Origin of the sequence: Thermostichus vulcanus str. 'Rupite' (assembly GCF_022848905.1) — a bacterium.
GTDB lineage: Bacteria > Cyanobacteriota > Cyanobacteriia > Thermostichales > Thermostichaceae > Thermostichus > Thermostichus vulcanus_A.
Window position 1 is genome coordinate 1 of sequence record NZ_JAFIRA010000023.1, and the last position, 18,582, is coordinate 18,582.

An 18,582-nucleotide genomic window follows, 5' to 3' on the forward strand; every position below is an offset into this window, starting at 1 on the left:
TTGAGTGTGGTGGTGACCCGTTTCATGGGGACTATTGTATGTACTATTTCTGTTGCTGAATAAATTCAGCCTGTGCGCTTATATCCCCCGGTTAGAAACCGGGGGCTTTACGCTGCTTTTCGTAAGCTAAGCGGATTGAGGTTGAGCTGTCGCCCTAAGGGAATAGCAGCCGTAGCAGGCCAGCAGCCAATTGAGCAGGCGGGCTACAGCACGTGCAGTCTGTCGTGTTGAGGATCCCACTGCAACCCCCCCCAGTGAAAGACCCACTACATTGCGGGCGGCAAAGATGGCCTCACACGTTTGCAACAGTTGAAACCAAGTCAAGCCCCCCGGTTCCGGGTGATGCACCGCCTCCATCAGGGAGGGATCCAACACATTGCAGTCCAGCACCAGAAAAACCGGCTGATCCGGCAATGCCTCTACCACCTGTTGTGGATCCCAGCCATCTTGCGCCCAGAATACCGGACTGTGCTGATTCTTCAGCCATTCATAGGCGCGAGCACTGCCACTGCGCAGCCCCACATGCACCACCGGTAGCTTGTGCTGGTAAAGCAACTCCACCCAGGCCGCACTGCCATAGCCCATATCTTGATCCGGCTGGGTCATTTCTGGAGAGGGCATTAGGTTGGCATGGGCACTGCAGTGCACCACACTCAGGTTGGGGTAATGCTTCCAGAGGGCCCGAATCGCCCCCCAACTGGCGGAGAGTACCGAAGGCAAAAGCACTGGCCATTGTTGCCGTCGCCAAGCTTGAGTCACCGCTGCCTCACACACGCCGTAGGGAGGTTCATCCACCAGCCCCGGCAATTGTGCCACCGCCAAGCCGTCCACATCGATCCCCAACTTGGGCTCAAAGGCACACAGCTCCGAACCGGCATTGAGAATGGCCATTGGTGCCTGGGTGTCATTGCCAAAAGCCGTTGGGATCAGAACAACTCTGGCATTCGATTGGGAGCTGGGATGGAGCGACCATCGGGCCATGGGCGTTGATCCTTATTCCAGAGTGTTACTTGTTTTCTATCACCTGTTTCTATAGTGACTTACTAGGTCTGCCGGGATCCCTCTCGAAGCAGGCTGGATCTGCTACGAAAGATTACAGTTCCCAGGTGGGTCTGGGGTCCAAAATCGGGTCGGTGGTAGATTCAAAGTGCTCCGCGCCGCAACCACAAATGCGGTCTGGACAACGCAAACAACAACGAGAAGGTAGGCTATGGCTGTGAAGGAAGGCGATCCCCGTCAGGGGGCGACATTGCCCCTATTTGGGGGATCCACCGGAGGGCTGTTGAGCGCAGCCGAAACCGAAGAAAAATACGTGATCACTTGGACAGGCAAGCCGGGGCAAGTGTTTGAAATGCCCACAGGCGGCGCTGCCGAGATGGTGGAGGGCAAAAATTTCCTCACCTTCGCCCGCAAAGAACAATGCTTGGCGTTGGGTGCCCAGTTGATCTCCGACTACAAGATCAAGGACTACCAGATCTTCCGCATTCCGGCGGGTGGGGATCCGGTGCTGGTGCATCCCAAGGATGGTGTTTTTCCTGAGAAGGCCAACGAAGGTCGGGACACTGTCGGCAAGGTCGATCACAACATCGGCAAAAACAAAGAGCCGATCAGCTACAAGTTCACCGACAAGAAGCCTTGGGATTAGTCCTCAACCTTAAATTTGGCTTTGGTTACGTCTGCTGTTGTGGATCCCCTGGCTAAAGCTGGGGGATTTTTCGTGGCCACAGGGGATGCAAACAAAAAGCTCCAACCCAAACAGAGCTGGAGCTGAACCCAAAGCCAGTCGGGATCCGCGTGAGGTGGCAGGGATCCCCACATCAGAGTTAAACGGCGGCGAAGAACTCCTTGGACTTCACCGGGTCAGGATTCATGGTTTTTTGGCCAGGCTGCCAGTTGGCGGGGCACACTTCATCCGGGTGGGTTTGCACGTACTGGATGGCCTGCAACGTGCGCAAGGTTTCATCCACGCTCCGGCCAAAGGCAAGGTTATTGATGGTGGCGTGCTGAATAATCCCTTCTTTATCAATGATGAACAGGCCACGCAGGGCTACACCAGCCTCCGGATCCAGGACATTGTAGGCAGCGCTGATCTCTTTTTTCAGGTCAGACACCAAAGGATATTTCAGCTCACCGACACCCCCGGCTTTGCGGTCGGTTTGAGTCCAAGCCAAGTGAGAGTATTCGCTATCCACTGAAACACCCAGGATTTCGGTATTCAGGTTGGCGAAGTCGGCATAACGATCGCTGAAGGCCGTGATCTCAGTGGGGCAGACGAAGGTGAAGTCCAAAGGATAGAAGAACAGCACCACATACTTTTTGCCCTTGTAGTCCGAGAGCTTGACCGTCTTGAATTCCATGTCGTAGACGGCAGTGGCAGAGAAATCTGGGGCGGGCTGGCCGACGCGCAGACATCCTTCCTGAGACATAAGTCAAGGCTCCTTGTAGTAGAGTGACAGAGAAATGTAAACCAAACTTAATATACCATACTCATAACGAGTTTGTCTTAATGGGGATGCAATGGGATCCCTGAGGGGGTGAAACCTCAGAGGATGTCAATGACCCTGCATCAATGACAAGATGAGAGTCAGGCGAACTGGCCTAGACCAATTCATTGCATAGCCCGCTAGGGATCCCGCCTCAAACCTGCCCGAATGGGCCGAGTTGGATCCCGATTACAGCCCTTTACGCCAAGGGCGCGCTGGCGCGAATGCTAGTCACCCTGCACAGGGTATGTAACCCTATTCTTCTTCCAAGAGCTGTCGGGGACACCAGCATTTAGGAAACCCACAAAAAGGCTGTAAAGCGATTTCCGGGCAGATGCTCCAAATCCGGTTTCGAGCAAAACCCGCCCAGTTGATTCTTTCCCGTTTGTAGCTCGGGGATCCCGTCGCCATGAGGGTGGCTCTAGAGTTCCTTTATCACTTCTGTTGCGATCACTGTCAGCGTTGGTGGAGCCAGGCGGATGTGGATCCACAGCCAGGGGATCCCCTGTATTGCCCCTACTGTGGCCTCCAGAACCGCATTGAACGCATTGACACCTTTCGCAATGCCCTGCGGGGGAGCTGCCTGACCCGCCCACCCGATGCCGTTTCAGTGGAATCTGGTGAGCAGAGGGCCTAGATGTCAGTGAACAGCACCCAAAAGGCGGGGATCAATCTCAGGGCAAGCGATCCCCAGTTTTCAGGCGTTCAATTCAGGCTCTCAAATCCATCCTTCACCCATTCACCGCGTCCGCCAGAACCCCTAGCTCAGGAGGCAACCATTGGTAGCGATTGGGTTCAACCTCAGGCCCTGTAGAATCCAACAAGCAGCGGCAAGGCCGCCGTTCCTCCAAAAGGGTGGTAGAACATGAGCAGCTGTAAATCTCCAGATAGTCATCGGGATCCGCCTCAAAAATGGCATGCTGGCCAGGGAAGAGGGTGCGCTCCCAATGACCGGGAATGGTTCGGATCACCTGAACCTGACCGGAACCATTGATGAAGGCGTATCTTTTCATTGCGCTTTTTTTAATGGGGTTAAGAAAAACTTATTGCCTTTAAGTCAGGGTATCACCCCCGATCCCCGAGCGACAATAGCAAACTACCAAGACGGGGATCGCTCTTGCTGCTTGACTTTGGGCGATTTGTTCTCTCAGATTATTCCCGCCAAGAAAATCGGATCCCGAGGGGAAGCCTGCCCTGGTAAACTAAGAAGAACAATCTGAAGACATCCTTAAGCTAGTCTTAATCATTCCGACATCACCAAGGGAGCACGCCGTGGACAATAAGTTGGGGCTGGAAATTATCGAAGTTGTGGAACAGGCCGCCATTGCCTCCGCCCGCTGGATGGGGAAAGGGGACAACAAGACTGCCGACCGGGTCGCTGTGGAAGCGATGCGGGAAAAGATGAACCAGATCCTGATGCGCGGACGGATCGTGATTGGCGAGGGTACCCGCGACGAAGCACCCATGCTCTACATCGGCGAGGAGGTGGGTATTTGTACCCGACCGGATGCTGACCAGTTCTGCCGCCTCGAAGAGTTGGTGGAGATTGATATTGCGGTGGATCCCTGCGAGGGCACCAACTTGGTGGCTAAGGGGCAGAACGGCTCCATGGCGGTGCTGGCCATTTCCGAAAAAGGCGGCCTCCTCAATGCCCCTGACATCTACATGCAAAAGTTGGCGGCTCCTCCGCAAGCCAAGGGCAAAGTCCACATCGACTATCCCCCGGAGAAGAACTTGCAAATCATCGCCGAATGCCTGGATCGGGAGGTTTCTGACCTGACGGTGATTGTCATGGATCGGAAGCGCCACACGGATCTCATCCAAGCCATTCGCAGTACCGGCGCGCGGGTAAAGCTGATTTCGGATGGGGATATTTCGGCGGCTTTGTCAGCAGGCTTTAATGGCTCTGGTATCCATGCCCTAATGGGGATCGGGGCCGCTCCGGAGGGGGTAATTTCGGCAGCGGCTTTGCGTTGTTTGGGAGCCCACTTCCAAGGGCGCCTGATCTACGACCCTGAGGTGGTGCAGGCGGGTACCTACCTGCCCCCGATTGAGGAAACGCGGCGTGAGCTGAAAGAGAAGGGCATTGAGGATCCGGACAAGGTTTGGGAATGTGAAGAGCTAGCTAGCGGCAAAGAAGTTCTCTTCGCCGCCACAGGAATCACCGACGGGGATCTGATGAAGGGGGTGCGGTTCTTCGGTGGGGGTGCTCGCACGGAGTCTTTGATTATCTCTAGCCAATCCCGCACCGTGCGCTTCGTGGATACCATCCACATGAAAGATGGCCAGCCACGCGGCTTGCAACTGCGTTAAGGGATCCCCTTGCCCAGACAGACGGCATCGGCGGCTTTCCCACGGCGAAGGTCGCTGGTGTTTCTGCGTCTGATTGGCAAGATTACGAAAGCTATCAAATTTGCTCCCGCAAAAACGTAATAACTCTTCAGCAAAATCCTGCAAAACCCGCTCGATACTGGTTCTAGGGTTTAGGTAGGCTGAGAAAAGTTACCTAACCTTGCTGGACTCGAGCGAAGGGAGTTCCTCCGCATCGGTTACAGCCTTTCGGTTCCCTCTGAAACAAGATTTGCTTTTGTTCAGGGTTTTTGTTTTTAGTAACTTTTTGCTGTAGAGACGACGGAGAGGCATGTTTATCGCGGTTGTCGGTCTTAGCCATCGCACAGCTCCTGTAGAAATTCGGGAGCAGCTCAGCATCCCTGAGATGGAGGTGGGGGAGACGATCCAGCAGCTTTGCGCCTATCCTCACATTGAGGAAGCTGCTATCCTCAGCACCTGTAATCGCCTGGAAGTTTATATCGTCACTCCAGAAATGGAGAGTGGCGTGCGGCAGACGATGCAGTTTTTGGCCGAATCCAAAGGGATCCCGTTGGCCCAACTGCGCCCCCACCTATTCACTCTCATCTACCAAGATGCGGCCATGCATCTGATGCGGGTCGCGGCTGGTCTGGATAGCTTGGTGCTGGGGGAAGGACAGATCCTCTCCCAGGTCAAGAAAGCCCAACAACTGGGTCAAGCCTGCAACGGCATGGATCGCATCCTCAATCGTCTCTTCAAAGCTGCCATCACTGCCGGTAAGCGCATCCGTACTGAAACGGAGATCGGCACGGGGGCCATGTCCATCAGCTCCGCCGCTGTCGAGTTGGCTCTACAAGAACAGGGATCCCTCTCTCAAGGCAAGATCACAGTTGTCGGAGCGGGGAAAATGTCTCGCCTGCTGGTGCAGCACCTGTTGGCCAAGGGGGCCGTCGATATTACCGTCGTCAACCGTTCCTTAGAGCGGGCCCAAGACCTGGTCAAGCAATTTGAGCAACCGATCCAGGTGCTGCCCTGGGATGACCTATTGAGCAGTGTGGCGGAATCTAACCTGGTGTTCACCAGCACTGGCGCTACCCAACCAATCCTGAATTATCAGCAACTGGAAGCGGTGCTGCAGCCGGATCAACCCATTCTGCTGGTGGATATTTCGGTGCCGCGCAACATCGACCCCGATGTGGAAAAGCTCAAAGGGGCACAGGTGTTCAATGTGGATCACCTCTCCCGCATTGTGGAGGAAAACCGCGCCCAACGGCAAAAGCTAGCTTTAGCAGCAGAAGCGCTGATCGAAGAAGAGGTGGAGCAATTTATGGAGTGGTGGCGTTCCCTAGAGACCGTGCCTACCATTTCTAGCCTGCGCCACAAGGTGGAATCGATTCGTGAGCAGGAGATGGAAAAAGCCCTTTCGCGCCTGGGTCAAGACTTCGCCGAAAAGCACCTGGAGGTGATCGACGCGCTGACCCGGGGCATTGTCAACAAGATTCTGCACGACCCAATGGTACAACTCCGGGCCAAGCGGGATATCGAGGCGCGGCGAGCCGCCATGCACACGTTACAGGAGCTGTTTAACCTGGATCCGATGCTGTTTCAGGCCCAGCAGGAGCGCTAGGGATCCCTTGACTGGGCAGTATCGGCAAGAGTTGAAGAATTGTAACAGCTCTCTCATCCTGGGTGGGGAGCTGCCCTTAGGATACAAAACGTAAGCCATGGGAGTTGGGGTTATGTTCGGACAGTACGAAGTGTTTGTGCAATTGGCCCTCTTGGCCTTGATCGTCTTAGCAGGCCCAGCCGTGATCTTTTTGCTCTACTTACGCGGCGCCGATATGTAAGGGGATCCCGTGAGCCAGGGCCAGGGGCTACATATTGACTGAGGCTGGCTTCTCACCGGAGAGGATGAGGAAGCAGCGTGGCCTACGATGACCCTACGGGTCGTCCGGAGGACGATTCGGAATGGGTGTACCAGACCACCTTCCAGAGAGGAGAGCCTGCAAGAGGGCTTACAGCAGGGCTTACAGCAAGAAGCGAGCCGACGGACCTCTGAATCAACTGAATCAACTGCGGCGCAAGCTAGGGCCTTTGCCGGAAGAGACAGCTGAGACCATCCGGCTTCTGTCTACCTAGCAGTTGGAGGCTTTGGCAGAGGCTTTGCTGGATTTCCAAACCCTGGAGGATTTGACTGGTTGGCTCACGGATCCCTCATCCCGTTAGCATTCGATTGAACCTTAGCTCCTGTCATCTCGGAATTCTCGTGCGACTTCACCTACCCGAATCGGCTCTATGAAACTGCCACGGGTGTTGCTCTGTGGCTACTATGGCTACGGCAATGGTGGCGATGAAGCGTTGTTGTTGGCTCTCCTGCAGCAGCTCCAACAGTTGCCTGTTCCTGTGCAGCCGGTGGTTCTCTCCCATCAGCCGGCTCAAACGGCAGCCACCTACCCGGTATTGGCTTGCCCCCGTTTTAATGGGTTAGCTCTACAGCGCTGTTTGCGGGAGGCCGAGGCTTTTGTTTGGGGTGGGGGTAGCCTGTTACAGGATCGCACCAGTTGGCGTAGCCCTCTGTATTACTTGGGGGTAATGGGCCTAGCTCAGCAATGGGGGTTGAAGACCTTCGCCTGGGCACAAGGGATCGGCCCGTTGGAGCGAGGGTGGGTGCGCCATTTGGCACGGCGATCCTTGGCGGGTTGTACGGCCATTAGTGTGCGGGATAGGGCTGCCTCAGAATGGTTGGAACAGTGGGGGATCCCGCACCAGGTGGCTCCGGATCCGGTGTGGGGTTTGGTGGCTAAAAGGCTCCCGGAATGGGATGGGTGGCCGCAGCCCCGCATTGCTGTGGTCCTGCGCCAGCACCCTCAGTTAACCCCGGCTCGCATTGAATCTCTGAGTCAAGGGTTGGCACGCCTGCAGGACTCGACCGGAGCTTATTTTCTCTTCATTCCTTTTCAACTGGCTCGGCAGGGATCCCCAGATTTGGGGGCGGATTATCGCTTGGCTCAAAATCTGCAGCGGCGCATGCCCGGCCCCGCTCAGGTTCTGGAAATTCGGGATCCCTGTTTGTTGAAGGGCAGTTTTCAAGGGGTGCGGCTGGTGATCACGATGCGCTACCACGGACTGGTGATGGCGGCGGCAGAGGGCTGTCGTTGCTTTGGCCTTAGCTACGATCCCAAGGTGAAAACCCTGCTGCAAGACCTAAACATGCCCGGCTGGGATCTGGAGACCCTTCCCACCGATGTGGAAACCCTGCACCGGAGTTGGTTAGCCTGTTACGAGCAAGGTTTGGCCCTTACCCCGGCGGAGATTCAGGACTGGATCCAGCGTTCGGCTCGCCATGGGGAACTGCTCCGGCAGCATTTGAGCTGGGGGTAGCCACTCTGGAGCCAAAACCTGCTCCGTGCTTATGCCAAGCCAGTACCCGCAGGGATCCCCTCCCATGACGTTGCAAACCCACCCCCTCACCCGCGAACAAGTTCTGAGTGCGATGATCGCCACCAGCGGCGGCTTGGCACTCCTGGCCGGTCTGTGGAGTTGGCTGGGATCCCTATCCGTCCCGTTTTCTTGGGATCCGCTGGCACTGCTGTGGGGTGTGGGGTTGGGCTTTGGGGTGGTGCTGATGAGCGAACTGGTTTACCGCCTTTGGCCTGACTATCGCCGTGCTGCCCGCACCTATTTGCAGTTGATTGTGGATCCCTTGCAGTGGGGGGATGTGTTTTGGCTGGGGCTGTTGCCGGGCTGGAGCGAGGAATGGTTGTTTCGGGGCGTGTTGGTTTCGGTGTGGGTTGCTGGTCCCTTGGGTTGGGCGGGCGGGATCCTCTGCAGCAGTCTTTTGTTCGGGGTATTGCACTGGCTGGAATGGCGGGGGTGGCCTTATGCCCTCTGGGCCAGTGGGGTCGGAATCCTGCTGGGGATAGGGTTGTGGCTGTCAGGAAACTTGCTGGTCACCATCGTTGCCCATGTCCTCATCAACTGGTTTGCCGCGCTGTGGTGGAAATATCGTCAATGCACCTCTGAACAATAGGCTCCCTTCCACCGCTTTTGCTCAACCCCTTTGAAGGAGTGATGGAGTTCATGGTGTCCCGTCCTTGGCTGCGTCAACTGGTGTGGGGATCCTTCTCCTGGGTTAGGGTTGGACGCTCGCTGATCTTGATTGGGTTGATTGTTTACGGGTATCTGATTTGGTTGGGTTGGTTCCAATCGGAACGGATGATCTTTCTGCCCCGCCCCGCCAGCTATCAGGATGGGGAGCAGATTCTCAAGTTAACCACGTCCGATGGGCTGCTGATTTCTGCGATCTATCTGCCCAATCCCGCCGCCTCTTATACCCTGCTCTACAGCCACGGCAATGCCGAAGATTTGGGAGATATCCTGCCCCGCCTGTTCAGCCTGCAGCGGCAGGGATTTTCGATTTTGGCCTATGATTATCGCGGCTACGGCACCAGCCAAGGGGAGCCCTCAGAGGCCGGAGCCTACAAAGATATCGAAGCCGCTTATGACTACTTGATAGCTCAAGGGATCCCACCAGCCCAAATCTTGGTTTATGGCCGCTCGGTGGGAGGTGGGCCATCGGTTTATTTGGCTGCCCAAAAGCCGGTGGGGGGGGTAATCCTGGAGTCCACCTTTGTGACGGCCTTTCGGGTGTTAACGCGGATCCCCCTTTTGCCCTTCGATCGCTTTGATAACTTGAGTCGGATCCCCACCATCGATTGCCCCCTGTTGATTTTGCATGGCACTGATGATGGTTTAATCCCCTTCTGGCATGCCCAAACCCTTTACAAAGCGGCACGGGATCCAAAACGCCTTGTTCCGATTGAGGGCGCCAACCACAACAATTTACTGCAGGTGGCCGGGGATCGCTACTACAGCATCCTGCACCAATTCGTAGAAGAGCTGGTGGATCCCTGAGGCTCTTTTCAACGCTTCTGTAGTCAGTCCACTCATCCGTGTTCACGGGGTTATGAATTAACCACAAATAACGCTTCACTTATGAAATGAATAGTGATAGAGTTGGCACATCTTAGGAAACAGAAGGAACTTAGGTGAGGAATGCCTTATCTAAGAAATATTACTAAGTGTTTCTCAGGCTTACATTTCTAGTCATTTGTCCAAGAGGTTTGAGCAACTATGACTGTGCAGGATGTGCTTGCAATTGAGCTGTTGGGCAACCCCCTGTGGGACTACCTCTTAGTCTTTCTCATCTTTGCTGTGGGGGTCTTCATCATTCGTGCTGTGCTGCGGAGATTCATTTTACAAACCTTGGGGGGTTGGCTTTCTAGAATCAGCGGGATTCCCCTTGATACGCCGATTCGCTTGGTGGAGCGTTACTTGATCCCCCTGCTTTATTTGGGCTTGGTTTATGTCTGCTTGAGCAGCCTTAATTTGGCTACGGTGCTGCGGCAGACATTGGATATTTTGGCTACTATTATTGCCACCTATTTTGGGATTAACCTCCTCAGCGCCAGCGTGGAATACGGGCTGCAGCTGTATTTAACTCGCAAAAAAGGAGATACCACGACCGAGCAAAGTTTCCTGCTGATCTCACCTCTAATTCGAGTGGTATTTCTCCTGATCGGGGTGCTGTTTTTGCTGGATAATCTGGGCTTTGATATAGCCGCTTTAGTAGCTAGCTTGGGCATTGGAGGGATAGCTATCGCGCTAGCTGCCCAAGGGGTTTTGCAAGATTTGTTTAGCTATTTTTCAATCTTGATGGATCGACCCTTTGAGATTGGAGATTTTGTGATTTTGGGCGACTTCATGGGATCCGTAGAATACATCGGCATCAAAACCACGCGGCTGCGCAGCCTCAGCGGAGAACAGATTGTCATTGCCAATACTGACATGACTGGATCTCGAATTCGCAACTACAAACGTATGCAACGGCGGCGGGTGGTGTTTGGCTTTGGGGTGACCTACGAAACCCCTCCTGATAAATTGCAAGAGATCCCGAAACTGGTGAAGCAGATCATCGAAGCGGATTCCAATGCCCAATTTGATCGGGCCCACTTCGCTGCCTATGGGGATTTCAGCCTTAACTTCGAGGTGGTCTACTTTGTCCTTAGTCCCGACTTTAACCTCTACATGGATGTTCAGGAACGGATTAACCTTGCTCTGAAGCAAGCTTTCCAGGAACGGGGCATTCAATTTGCTTACCCAACTCGGGTGCTCTACCTGAACTCACAGCAGCAGGCTGCCCTCTCTAACGCTACTTAAACAAACGCTAACCAAGCCTTCATCTGCTCACAACCTCAGCACAGACCTAAAAATGCTTGACTAAAGGCGATTGGTTTTTGTTGCGGATCCCTTTACATCTGCCGGTTCACTCGCCTAGGTCTGTGAGGTCTGTTCCATGAGTTCGCTGCATTCTCGCCGCTTTTTCTTGCAACTGATGATGTTTGGGGGCGGGGCAGCTGCTCTGGCTGCCTGTGGAGGTAGCTCTAGTTCCTCAATTGCCCCATTGGGAGAGCCAGGGTTTCCACAGGGAGTGTTCGCCGGGGATCCGACGGCGCAGGGAGCTGTCCTCTCCACGCGAGTGATCCCATCGGGTTCGGTGGAGACTGTATCCGTCACATTGCAGATTGCCGACAACCCTGACTTCACCCCGATTTTGCAGCAGATTCCCCTGAGTGCCCGCCGCACCGCCGGGAGTAACTATCGCAACGAACCCGGAGATTACATTGCTCGCGCTGTGGTGCAGGGGTTGCCGTCGGCCCAAACGTTTTACTACCGCTTTGTCAGTGCCGATGGCTTTACTAGCCCGGTGGGGCAGTTTCGGACGCTACCGGATGCTGGGGATGGCCGAGCGATTCGCTTTATGCACATCAGTTGTGCCAATGAGCCGCCCTTCCCGATTGGGGCCGCCATGTTGGCGGAAGTGAGCCGGGGGGACATTGACTTTATTTCCTTCAATGGGGATACCGTCTATGCCGACCGTTTCTGGCTGGGTCTGGATCCGACGGGGAATCTGGATTTTTACCGCAGCCTTTACCGGGATCAACGGGATCCCAACTATGCGGGACCGGAGTTTCCACAATTGTTTGGCCGTACTTCTTTTGTGATCAACTGGGATGATCACGAGGTGATCGACAACTACAGCGGCCAGAAGGATCGGGGTGGCCCTGCTGTTCAGTTGGATGACACAACGGGGCAAACCCGCGATGTAGAAGATTTGAAAGTATTAGGCTACCAAGCTTTTTTTGAGTACAACCCCATTACGCCCAACCTGACGGATGTGGGCGGTGTGGATGCCCGTGACCGGGTGTTTCGCAGCTTCCGCTACGGGGCCAATGCGGAGGTGTTTATCCCTGACTTGCGCCAATACCGGGATCTGGCTGTGGCGACCCCGATTTTGCCCATTTTGCCCCCCGGTCTGACCCGGCAACAATTTTTGGCTCTCTCTGGTATTCGTCTCACCCCTGAGCAAGAGGCTCTGTTTTTTGGCCCACCGGGATCCGAAGAAGCGCTCTTTAACTTGCTGCGCCGCACCCCGCGGACGCTGTTGGGAGGCCCGCAGAAGCAATGGCTGCTCAATGGTCTACGCAACTCTACCGCCACCTATAAATTCATCGTCAGCCAGTTCCCGATTACGGTGACGTATTTCCGCTCCAACGATGTCTGGGAAGGCTATTGGCTGGAACGGCAGGAGGTGATCGACTTCATCGAAGCGAACAACATTCGCAATGTGGTGTTCTTGACCGGGAATAACCATGCTGGCTTTATCGGGCAAGTTAACCCCGGTAGCAATAACCCAATTTGGGAAGTGTGGGCTGGCCCCACCGGACGCAGTGTCACCGCCCTCAGCATTGATGAGTTGGGTAACCAACTGGGGATCCCCAACGCCAGCCGCATCTACTACGGCATTGTCAATGGCTTTTTGGCCCCGGTGAACCCTGGCAATCCGCAAATTAGCGGGATCCCTGGGGTAACCACCAGCAACCTGCGCTTTCTGGAACTGGCGGTGCCCAATTACCACACCATTGAGGTCTCCGGCAGCCAGTGCACCATTCAAATTAAAGGCCCGACCGGCAGTGTATTGACGGATCCCTTTGGGCGGCGGGGGGAGTTGATTTTGCCTCAATAAAAGCTGGACTAGTTTATAGAAAATTTATAGTTTTAGCCAGCCTATTCTGATCAAAATCCAGGGATCCCGATTGTGCTTTGGGGTTCCTGTTTTTTGTGATTTAGATCATTTAGGGATCCCATGCCTCAGTGCTAAAGTATAAAAGTCATCAGAAAGAGAGCCAATTGCTTGATTTAGATGGCTGCGGTCTGGGAAAGGGCTTTTTGGGCATAGAAAGGGGAGAGACAGCTTCTGTTGAAATTTCAAGAGTTCTGAAATAGGGTTTAAGCTCAACCCTTTCCCGAAACAGGTGACTTGTTGAAGAGTGATGTACCCATTTGAAAATGGGATTCCTGTTGCCAACTCAATTCTTTCGTCTTCTTCAAGGAGTGTGGTTTTATGGTTTCTCTGGGTAGCTGGATAGCGGTAGGTGTAGTGGCGGCAGCTTCTATCGTGGGTGGAGCTGAGGCTTGGGCGCAAAGTCGTAACCTGTGGTTGTTGAATGGGCAATCGACAATAACCTCAGGCTATTTTTATCGGGGTGAGAACATTTGGGCCAAGTGTGATGTCGATTGCTACGACGTGGATCTGGTGCTCTACGATGCCAACGGTCGGGTGGTAGATGCGGATGAGCTGCGGGATGATTACCCGATCGTGCAAGCCCCCTATGAAGGGAACTTTTCCGTCAAGGTGATCATGTACAACTGCACGCACCCGGCGGGTTGTGCTGTCAGTGTGGATTCCGACTACGGATTCTAACCCCTGATTCCAACAGGTTAAGCGGCCTGACTGGCGGAATGAGCCTTGGCCTGGGTGAATTTGCTCAGGCCATGCACTGTTTTTTCCCAATAGAAGGGTTTGGTGAACAGTTGCCAAAGAGCCATATAGGCGGCCATAGAGTGCAGTTGCCAATAGATGGGGTTGAGGAGGGCGTACAGAGCCAGATCATAATATCCCCGGCGAAAGACGGCAATCAAGCTTAAATAAATGCCGATGGCATTGCCCAGGATTAAATTAAACAGGCCAATATAGATGAGCCAACCGGGAAAAAGATTTTGTAGCCAACTGGCGCGGGTGACCAGCCAAAACAAAAACATCAGCCACATGATCGGGCTGGTGAGAAAGGTGAGAAAAGTCCCGCCGATAAAAAACTGATAGGAGAGCCAGTTTTTCAGGCCCAATTTGCGCAGCGATCGCAGTGGGTGGCGGTTGTGAACCAGCCACGTTTGCATATAGCCTTTGATCCAACGGGAACGCTGCCGAATCCAATTTTTAACAGCACAGTTAGCCTCTTCGTAGGTGGTGGAGTTAATCACGCCCACGGTATAGCCATGCTGGCTGGCTCGAATGCCCAAGTCGGCATCTTCCGTAACATTAAAGGGATCCCAACCCTCCAGCTCCCGCAGGCGATCGGTACGGAAATGGTTGCTCGTACCACCCAAGGGAATGGGCACTTTCAGGGTTTCTAGGCCGGGCAAGAGATAGTCAAACCAATAAGAGTATTCCAGGGTGAACATGCGGGTGAGGAAGTTCTCTTGGCGGTTGAAATAGTTGAGGGCCGCCTGTACACACACCAAGCTGGGATCCCCTTTGCGAAAGGCAATCACCGCTTTTTTCAGTTGATCTGGATCCGGAATGTCTTCGGCATCGTAAATGGTCAGGTATTCCCCCCGCGCAAAAGCAAGGCCATAGTTGCAGGCTTTGGGCTTAGTTTTTGGGTGACTTTCCGGCACACGAATCAGACGAATGAAGTTAGGAGGATTAGCAGCGCGGGCAGCATCAATGGTGACCTGATCCTTTTCCTCCAGCAAGATCAACACATCCAATTTTTCCTGCGGGTAATCCAGTTTGGACAGGGATCCGATCAAGATCGGCATGACCTCCGGTTCGTTGTAAACCGGCACCAAAACGGTATAGATGGGTAGGCTGCGGTCATCAATAGCGGCCACCTCTGCATCGGTAATTTGATGGAATTGATCGGCGGATCCAGCCAAGCTGAGAATGAGCTTATAGAGGATCGAGCCGATATAGAAGAAATTGATCAGCAAAATCACCAGGGTGAGGGTGCTCCAGGGGGCCATCGTTAAACCCCACACCAACGCCAACAGCAGCCCATAGCCCACCAAAATTTGCGGCAGAGTAAACACCCGCGCGGCAGATTCTTCCGGGAGTCGCCCCAGCAACCGGTATACAGCCTCTTGGCTGAAGTTGGCCCCGTGGCTTTGGGTCAAAAGTTGAGTGAGATCCGCTTCGGTGCCCAACACTTTCTCGATGCGCAGCCCAGGTCGTAGGGCGTAAATTGCTTCGTCCACCACCATATCCAGTGGATCCTGCACCATCACCATCAAGGTCTCGGTATCCACCCAGGCAAGCGGATAGAAGAGATGGCGCATCATGCTCTTGGGATCAAACCGTTGACTCAGGTTTGGATCGACATAAAGCAGGCCAGTACCGATCAAGTCTGACAGTACCGGGTAACCCAACAACTGGGTAATCATGCCGAGATAGTCTTTGGGATCCAGGTAATTGAGGCGGGTTAACACCTGTCCCAGGCTGGATCCCGTGCGCCGACGGGTATTTTGCACCGCTTGCCACTGCTCCCAAGTCAGCTTGCTGCCCAAAAAGTCCGCAACCAGTTTTCGCTCCACAATCACCGAGAGGATCTGCTTTTCGGTGGCAGGGATCTCCAGAATCAGGGCATTGGGCCAGAGGCGTCGCACACTTTGCCGCACCGCTGGGTGGCCTGGTTCTTCGGTGGCGACCACCAAGGTATTGGCATCAGCCCAACCACAGAGCAAAAAACGCACCGGCACCAGATCGAGCGAATCCACCAACCAGAGCAACTCCGGATCAAGAGAATGCTGTTTTAACCAATCCCACAAGGTGGGCCGATCCGTGATGCGAGCACACAAGCGGGCAAATTTTGAGGGGTGCATCCACCCCAAGCTCCAAAGGGCACGGGGCAAAGAACAAAAAGCCCGTTGTTGATAGTCGCGGGCCTGCACCAGTTGCTCCGCCGTGAGATACCCAGTACGGATTAACCAGGATTCTACGAGCAGCATGGCAAAACTCGGCGTTACAGAACGGATCATCAACCGATACAGCCTTAGGGTTGGGGTGGGGGGGAAGGGACTTGCGGCATTTGTGCCAACCGTTGATAGAGGCTCCAAGCAACCCCTGCTCCCAGGAGGGCCACCAAAATCACCAGCCAGAATCGGTATCGCCACAAGAGTAGCCGCCAATCCAACCGATCTGGGTAACGAACTTGATAGGTTTGACCACTCAAATCCCAGCTTTGCACTTGGGTTAGATTGGGGGCAGCAGCATAGCCCGTCACCACATTCCCCTGCATTTGGTTGGCCAGAAGGGTGCGGGGATCCGCCAGGGATCGGCTTAATCGCTCGGCTATAGCTGGGTCGGATCCCCACCAGGAAAGCCAGAGGGTGGGTTTGCCCTCCAGCAAAACGTATTGCAACAAACCCAGCTCATCTTCCGGTTGAACAGCTAGTACAGCTCGTTGGTTGAGCGGGTTCAGGATCTCAAACCGAGATCCGAGACGAATCGGCGTGTTGAGCTCCACTTGTTCCGGCCCTGCCACGATCAATCCCCAGCTGGCATCCCCCAGTGGCGAGCGGGAGATGGGTTCAGACAGCAGTTGCAACCGGGGTAGCAGCGGTTGAGGAGATAATCGACTCAAGGCCCCCAACAGATAGGCGGCACTGGCCATCAGATCGGGATCCCCCACAACCAGTTGGCCGGATCCCTGCAAAAGAGCCGGAATTTCCTGCAGCTCCCCAACCGGGGCCTCATACCCGCTCCAACTGAAAGCAGAACTATCTCCCTGGAGTTGTAAGGTCAAGGGGGCCACGGCTCCTTGACAGCTTCCTTGGCTGGGGGCATGGTCAAAGCGCAACTCCAGGGTATTGGCCCGACGCAGGAGCTGCGAGGGTAGCGCCACCCAGTCATTGAGTTGGGTACGCCCCGTCAAATCATACGTTTTTAACAGGATCCCGTTCAAAAACACCTGCCCATTCAGCCGATCCCCCAAGCGGCCATCCACCGGGGTCATGACAGCGTTCAGTTGCAAGGCCAGATCCTGCGGTCGCCCCCCCAACTGGGCCAGATCGAAGTTCAAAAACAAGGACTGGGTGCCCATGCCGCGCAGGGTGGGATCCCCAAACCCCAATTGCCGCAGGCTGCGGCGGTTACCCAAAGATTCAGGCTCAACAGCAGGCACTGAGCTAAGTTGAATAGACCGACTCAGGAGACCAGGACGCTCCCACTCGGCAACTAAGGCTTGAATCGCCTCCGCACGAGCTGCTACCCGCAAGGTGGATCCCTGACGCTGCAATTGTGGGGAGAAATCCGGTGATTCTAGGACTACCTGCGGGCCACTGGCGGAACCCCTTGTCCAGAGGATTGGGGTTCGGGGGAACTGATGGGCCAACAGGCTGTAGAGCCAGAGGGCAGCTTCGGCAGATTCGGGGCTGAGATTGGCGGGTACTACCAGACTGAGCTGGCTGTAGAGGGGACGAAAAAAATCGGCCACCGTGCTGTCGGGGATGCGGGGCACTACCTGAAAGAAGCTCTCCCGCCCTACCGTCAAAAACAGATTGCCTGTGCCAATATCCCGACAGATATCGCCGCTGATGGTCAAGAAGGGCTGCACCGACAGGTTGATGAAGCGCTCCCCAGGAGGTAACTCTGGGATCGGCACCTGTACTACTGGGTTAGCTTGCAACTGCCCAACCGAGAATACCTCCATGGGCTCTTGGTTGATCAACACCCGCACAGTGGATCCCGGCCCCAGTACTGGCGAAGGCTCTAGACGCAACTGCACAAAACTGGCAGAGGGGTCGATCCCACCACTGGGCGCAGGGATCCCAACGTTGAGTTCCGGGTTGGATCCCTGCAAAACCACCGAGCGGCTGTACCCCAGCGTTTGCAGAGAAATCGTCTCTTCCCCCTGGGCTGTGGCCGGCAAGGCTCCCCAACAGGTTAACCCCGCCGCCAACAGGCCCCCCCAGTGTTTCCAGCAATGTGCCACAGCGCACCTATCCTTCTTGCAAAATCCCACTGCTGATCTCGCCCCAGATGGGATCCCTTAGCGGGCATAGTCATCCTGAAACCGGACAATGTCGTCTTCCCCTAGATATTGACCGTTTTGTACCTCGATCAACACCAAGGGAATGGTGCCGGGGTTTTCCAGACGGTGCTGGGTGCAGGGGGGAATATAAGTGGATTGGTTAGAGGTGAGCAACACCACTTCATCGCCACAGGTGACTCGGGCTGTGCCCATGACAACAATCCAGTGCTCACTGCGGTGATAGTGCATCTGTAAGCTGAGGCGATGGCCCGGCTTAACTTCAATTCGCTTAATTTTATACATTGGCCCCTCTTCCAGAACCAAGAATGCTCCCCAAGGACGGGTTTCCGCCTTGGGAGAAGTAGAGGGCAACAGCTCCAAAATCGGAGTGGTGACTTCGGGATCATTCACGGCCTGCAGCATCGGGTCGTATCCTTTCAATTCAATTACTGTCACTTGCTTGTGAACCCAATCTTGGCCCACTTCGTCATCTTCACACTGCAGTTGAGGAACTTCAATCGGAGATCCGGCTGAATCACCTAAGCAAAAACCCGTAGAATAGTTTGTATAAGGACGATACTATCTTGATTTCTGTAGAATCGTAAAATCCCTGGAGATAGGGAAGCACCAAAAGTGTT

Annotated in this window: 18 protein-coding genes; 12 read left to right on the forward strand and 6 right to left on the reverse strand. The window is 54.7% G+C overall.

Going from position 1 to position 18,582, the window contains the following annotated elements:
* Positions 1 to 126: 126 nt before the first annotated feature.
* A complete protein-coding gene (locus JX360_RS09715) occupies positions 127 to 981 on the reverse strand; it encodes an arginase family protein (protein WP_244350465.1) in 855 nt (284 codons plus the stop codon).
* Positions 982 to 1,210: 229 nt separating this feature from the next.
* Between JX360_RS09715 and JX360_RS09720 the strand changes: the two genes are divergently transcribed.
* Positions 1,211 to 1,645, forward strand: a complete 435-nt coding sequence (locus tag JX360_RS09720) for a photosystem I reaction center subunit II PsaD (protein ID WP_244350466.1) — start codon at positions 1,211 to 1,213, stop codon at positions 1,643 to 1,645.
* Positions 1,646 to 1,823: 178 nt separating this feature from the next.
* Here the strand turns inward: JX360_RS09720 and JX360_RS09725 are convergent, their stop codons facing one another.
* A complete protein-coding gene (locus JX360_RS09725) occupies positions 1,824 to 2,426 on the reverse strand; it encodes a peroxiredoxin (RefSeq protein ID WP_244350467.1) in 603 nt (200 codons plus the stop codon).
* 466 nt (positions 2,427 to 2,892) lie between these two features.
* On the opposite strand from JX360_RS09725, the gene JX360_RS09730 reads away from it, so the two are divergent.
* On the forward strand, positions 2,893 to 3,120 hold the full coding sequence (locus JX360_RS09730) for a hypothetical protein (protein WP_244350468.1): 228 nt from the start codon (positions 2,893 to 2,895) through the stop codon (positions 3,118 to 3,120).
* Between the two features lie 94 nt (positions 3,121 to 3,214).
* Here JX360_RS09730 and JX360_RS09735 read toward each other — a convergent pair whose 3' ends face one another.
* The gene (locus JX360_RS09735; RefSeq protein ID WP_244350469.1) at positions 3,215 to 3,496 is read right to left on the reverse strand and encodes a DUF1830 domain-containing protein; all 282 of its coding nucleotides are present in this window, start codon (positions 3,494 to 3,496) and stop codon (positions 3,215 to 3,217) included.
* A 259-nt stretch (positions 3,497 to 3,755) separates the two neighbouring features.
* Between JX360_RS09735 and glpX the strand changes: the two genes are divergently transcribed.
* The 10 genes from glpX (at position 3,756) to JX360_RS09780 (ending at position 13,617) form a co-directional block, all read left to right on the forward strand.
* A complete protein-coding gene (glpX, locus tag JX360_RS09740; protein WP_244350470.1) occupies positions 3,756 to 4,796 on the forward strand; it encodes a class II fructose-bisphosphatase in 1,041 nt (346 codons plus the stop codon).
* Between the two features lie 328 nt (positions 4,797 to 5,124).
* Positions 5,125 to 6,420 carry a glutamyl-tRNA reductase gene (locus tag JX360_RS09745; RefSeq protein ID WP_244350471.1) on the forward strand — a complete coding sequence of 432 codons (1,296 nt, stop codon included), beginning with the start codon at positions 5,125 to 5,127 and terminating at the stop codon, positions 6,418 to 6,420.
* Between the two features lie 112 nt (positions 6,421 to 6,532).
* Positions 6,533 to 6,640 carry a photosystem II reaction center protein Ycf12/Psb30 gene (gene psb30, locus JX360_RS09750; protein ID WP_244350472.1) on the forward strand — a complete coding sequence of 36 codons (108 nt, stop codon included), beginning with the start codon at positions 6,533 to 6,535 and terminating at the stop codon, positions 6,638 to 6,640.
* Between the two features lie 316 nt (positions 6,641 to 6,956).
* Positions 6,957 to 7,019 carry a hypothetical protein gene (locus tag JX360_RS17950; RefSeq protein WP_425244385.1) on the forward strand — a complete coding sequence of 21 codons (63 nt, stop codon included), beginning with the start codon at positions 6,957 to 6,959 and terminating at the stop codon, positions 7,017 to 7,019.
* Positions 7,020 to 7,088: 69 nt separating this feature from the next.
* Entirely contained in the window at positions 7,089 to 8,174 is a 1,086-nt protein-coding gene (csaB, locus tag JX360_RS09755) for a polysaccharide pyruvyl transferase CsaB (protein WP_244350473.1), read from the forward strand.
* A 64-nt stretch (positions 8,175 to 8,238) separates the two neighbouring features.
* On the forward strand, positions 8,239 to 8,823 hold the full coding sequence (locus JX360_RS09760) for a CPBP family intramembrane glutamic endopeptidase (protein WP_244350474.1): 585 nt from the start codon (positions 8,239 to 8,241) through the stop codon (positions 8,821 to 8,823).
* A gap of 50 nt (positions 8,824 to 8,873) precedes the next feature.
* Positions 8,874 to 9,707, forward strand: coding sequence for an alpha/beta hydrolase (locus JX360_RS09765; protein WP_244350475.1), 834 nt, complete (start codon positions 8,874 to 8,876; stop codon positions 9,705 to 9,707).
* 219 nt (positions 9,708 to 9,926) lie between these two features.
* On the forward strand, positions 9,927 to 11,012 hold the full coding sequence (locus JX360_RS09770) for a mechanosensitive ion channel family protein (RefSeq protein ID WP_244350476.1): 1,086 nt from the start codon (positions 9,927 to 9,929) through the stop codon (positions 11,010 to 11,012).
* 136 nt (positions 11,013 to 11,148) lie between these two features.
* The gene (locus JX360_RS09775; protein ID WP_244350477.1) at positions 11,149 to 12,879 is read left to right on the forward strand and encodes an alkaline phosphatase D family protein; all 1,731 of its coding nucleotides are present in this window, start codon (positions 11,149 to 11,151) and stop codon (positions 12,877 to 12,879) included.
* Between the two features lie 378 nt (positions 12,880 to 13,257).
* A complete protein-coding gene (locus JX360_RS09780) occupies positions 13,258 to 13,617 on the forward strand; it encodes a hypothetical protein (RefSeq protein ID WP_244350478.1) in 360 nt (119 codons plus the stop codon).
* Between the two features lie 17 nt (positions 13,618 to 13,634).
* Here JX360_RS09780 and JX360_RS09785 read toward each other — a convergent pair whose 3' ends face one another.
* From JX360_RS09785 to JX360_RS09795, 3 genes are read right to left on the reverse strand one after another with little or no spacing between them, the layout of a single operon-like run.
* Positions 13,635 to 15,920, reverse strand: coding sequence for a glycosyltransferase (locus tag JX360_RS09785; RefSeq protein ID WP_244350479.1), 2,286 nt, complete (start codon positions 15,918 to 15,920; stop codon positions 13,635 to 13,637).
* Between the two features lie 44 nt (positions 15,921 to 15,964).
* Positions 15,965 to 17,905, reverse strand: coding sequence for a cellulose biosynthesis cyclic di-GMP-binding regulatory protein BcsB (locus tag JX360_RS09790; RefSeq protein ID WP_244350480.1), 1,941 nt, complete (start codon positions 17,903 to 17,905; stop codon positions 15,965 to 15,967).
* 57 nt (positions 17,906 to 17,962) lie between these two features.
* The gene (locus tag JX360_RS09795) at positions 17,963 to 18,367 is read right to left on the reverse strand and encodes a cupin domain-containing protein (RefSeq protein WP_244350481.1); all 405 of its coding nucleotides are present in this window, start codon (positions 18,365 to 18,367) and stop codon (positions 17,963 to 17,965) included.
* Between the last annotated feature and the right edge of the window lie 215 nt (positions 18,368 to 18,582).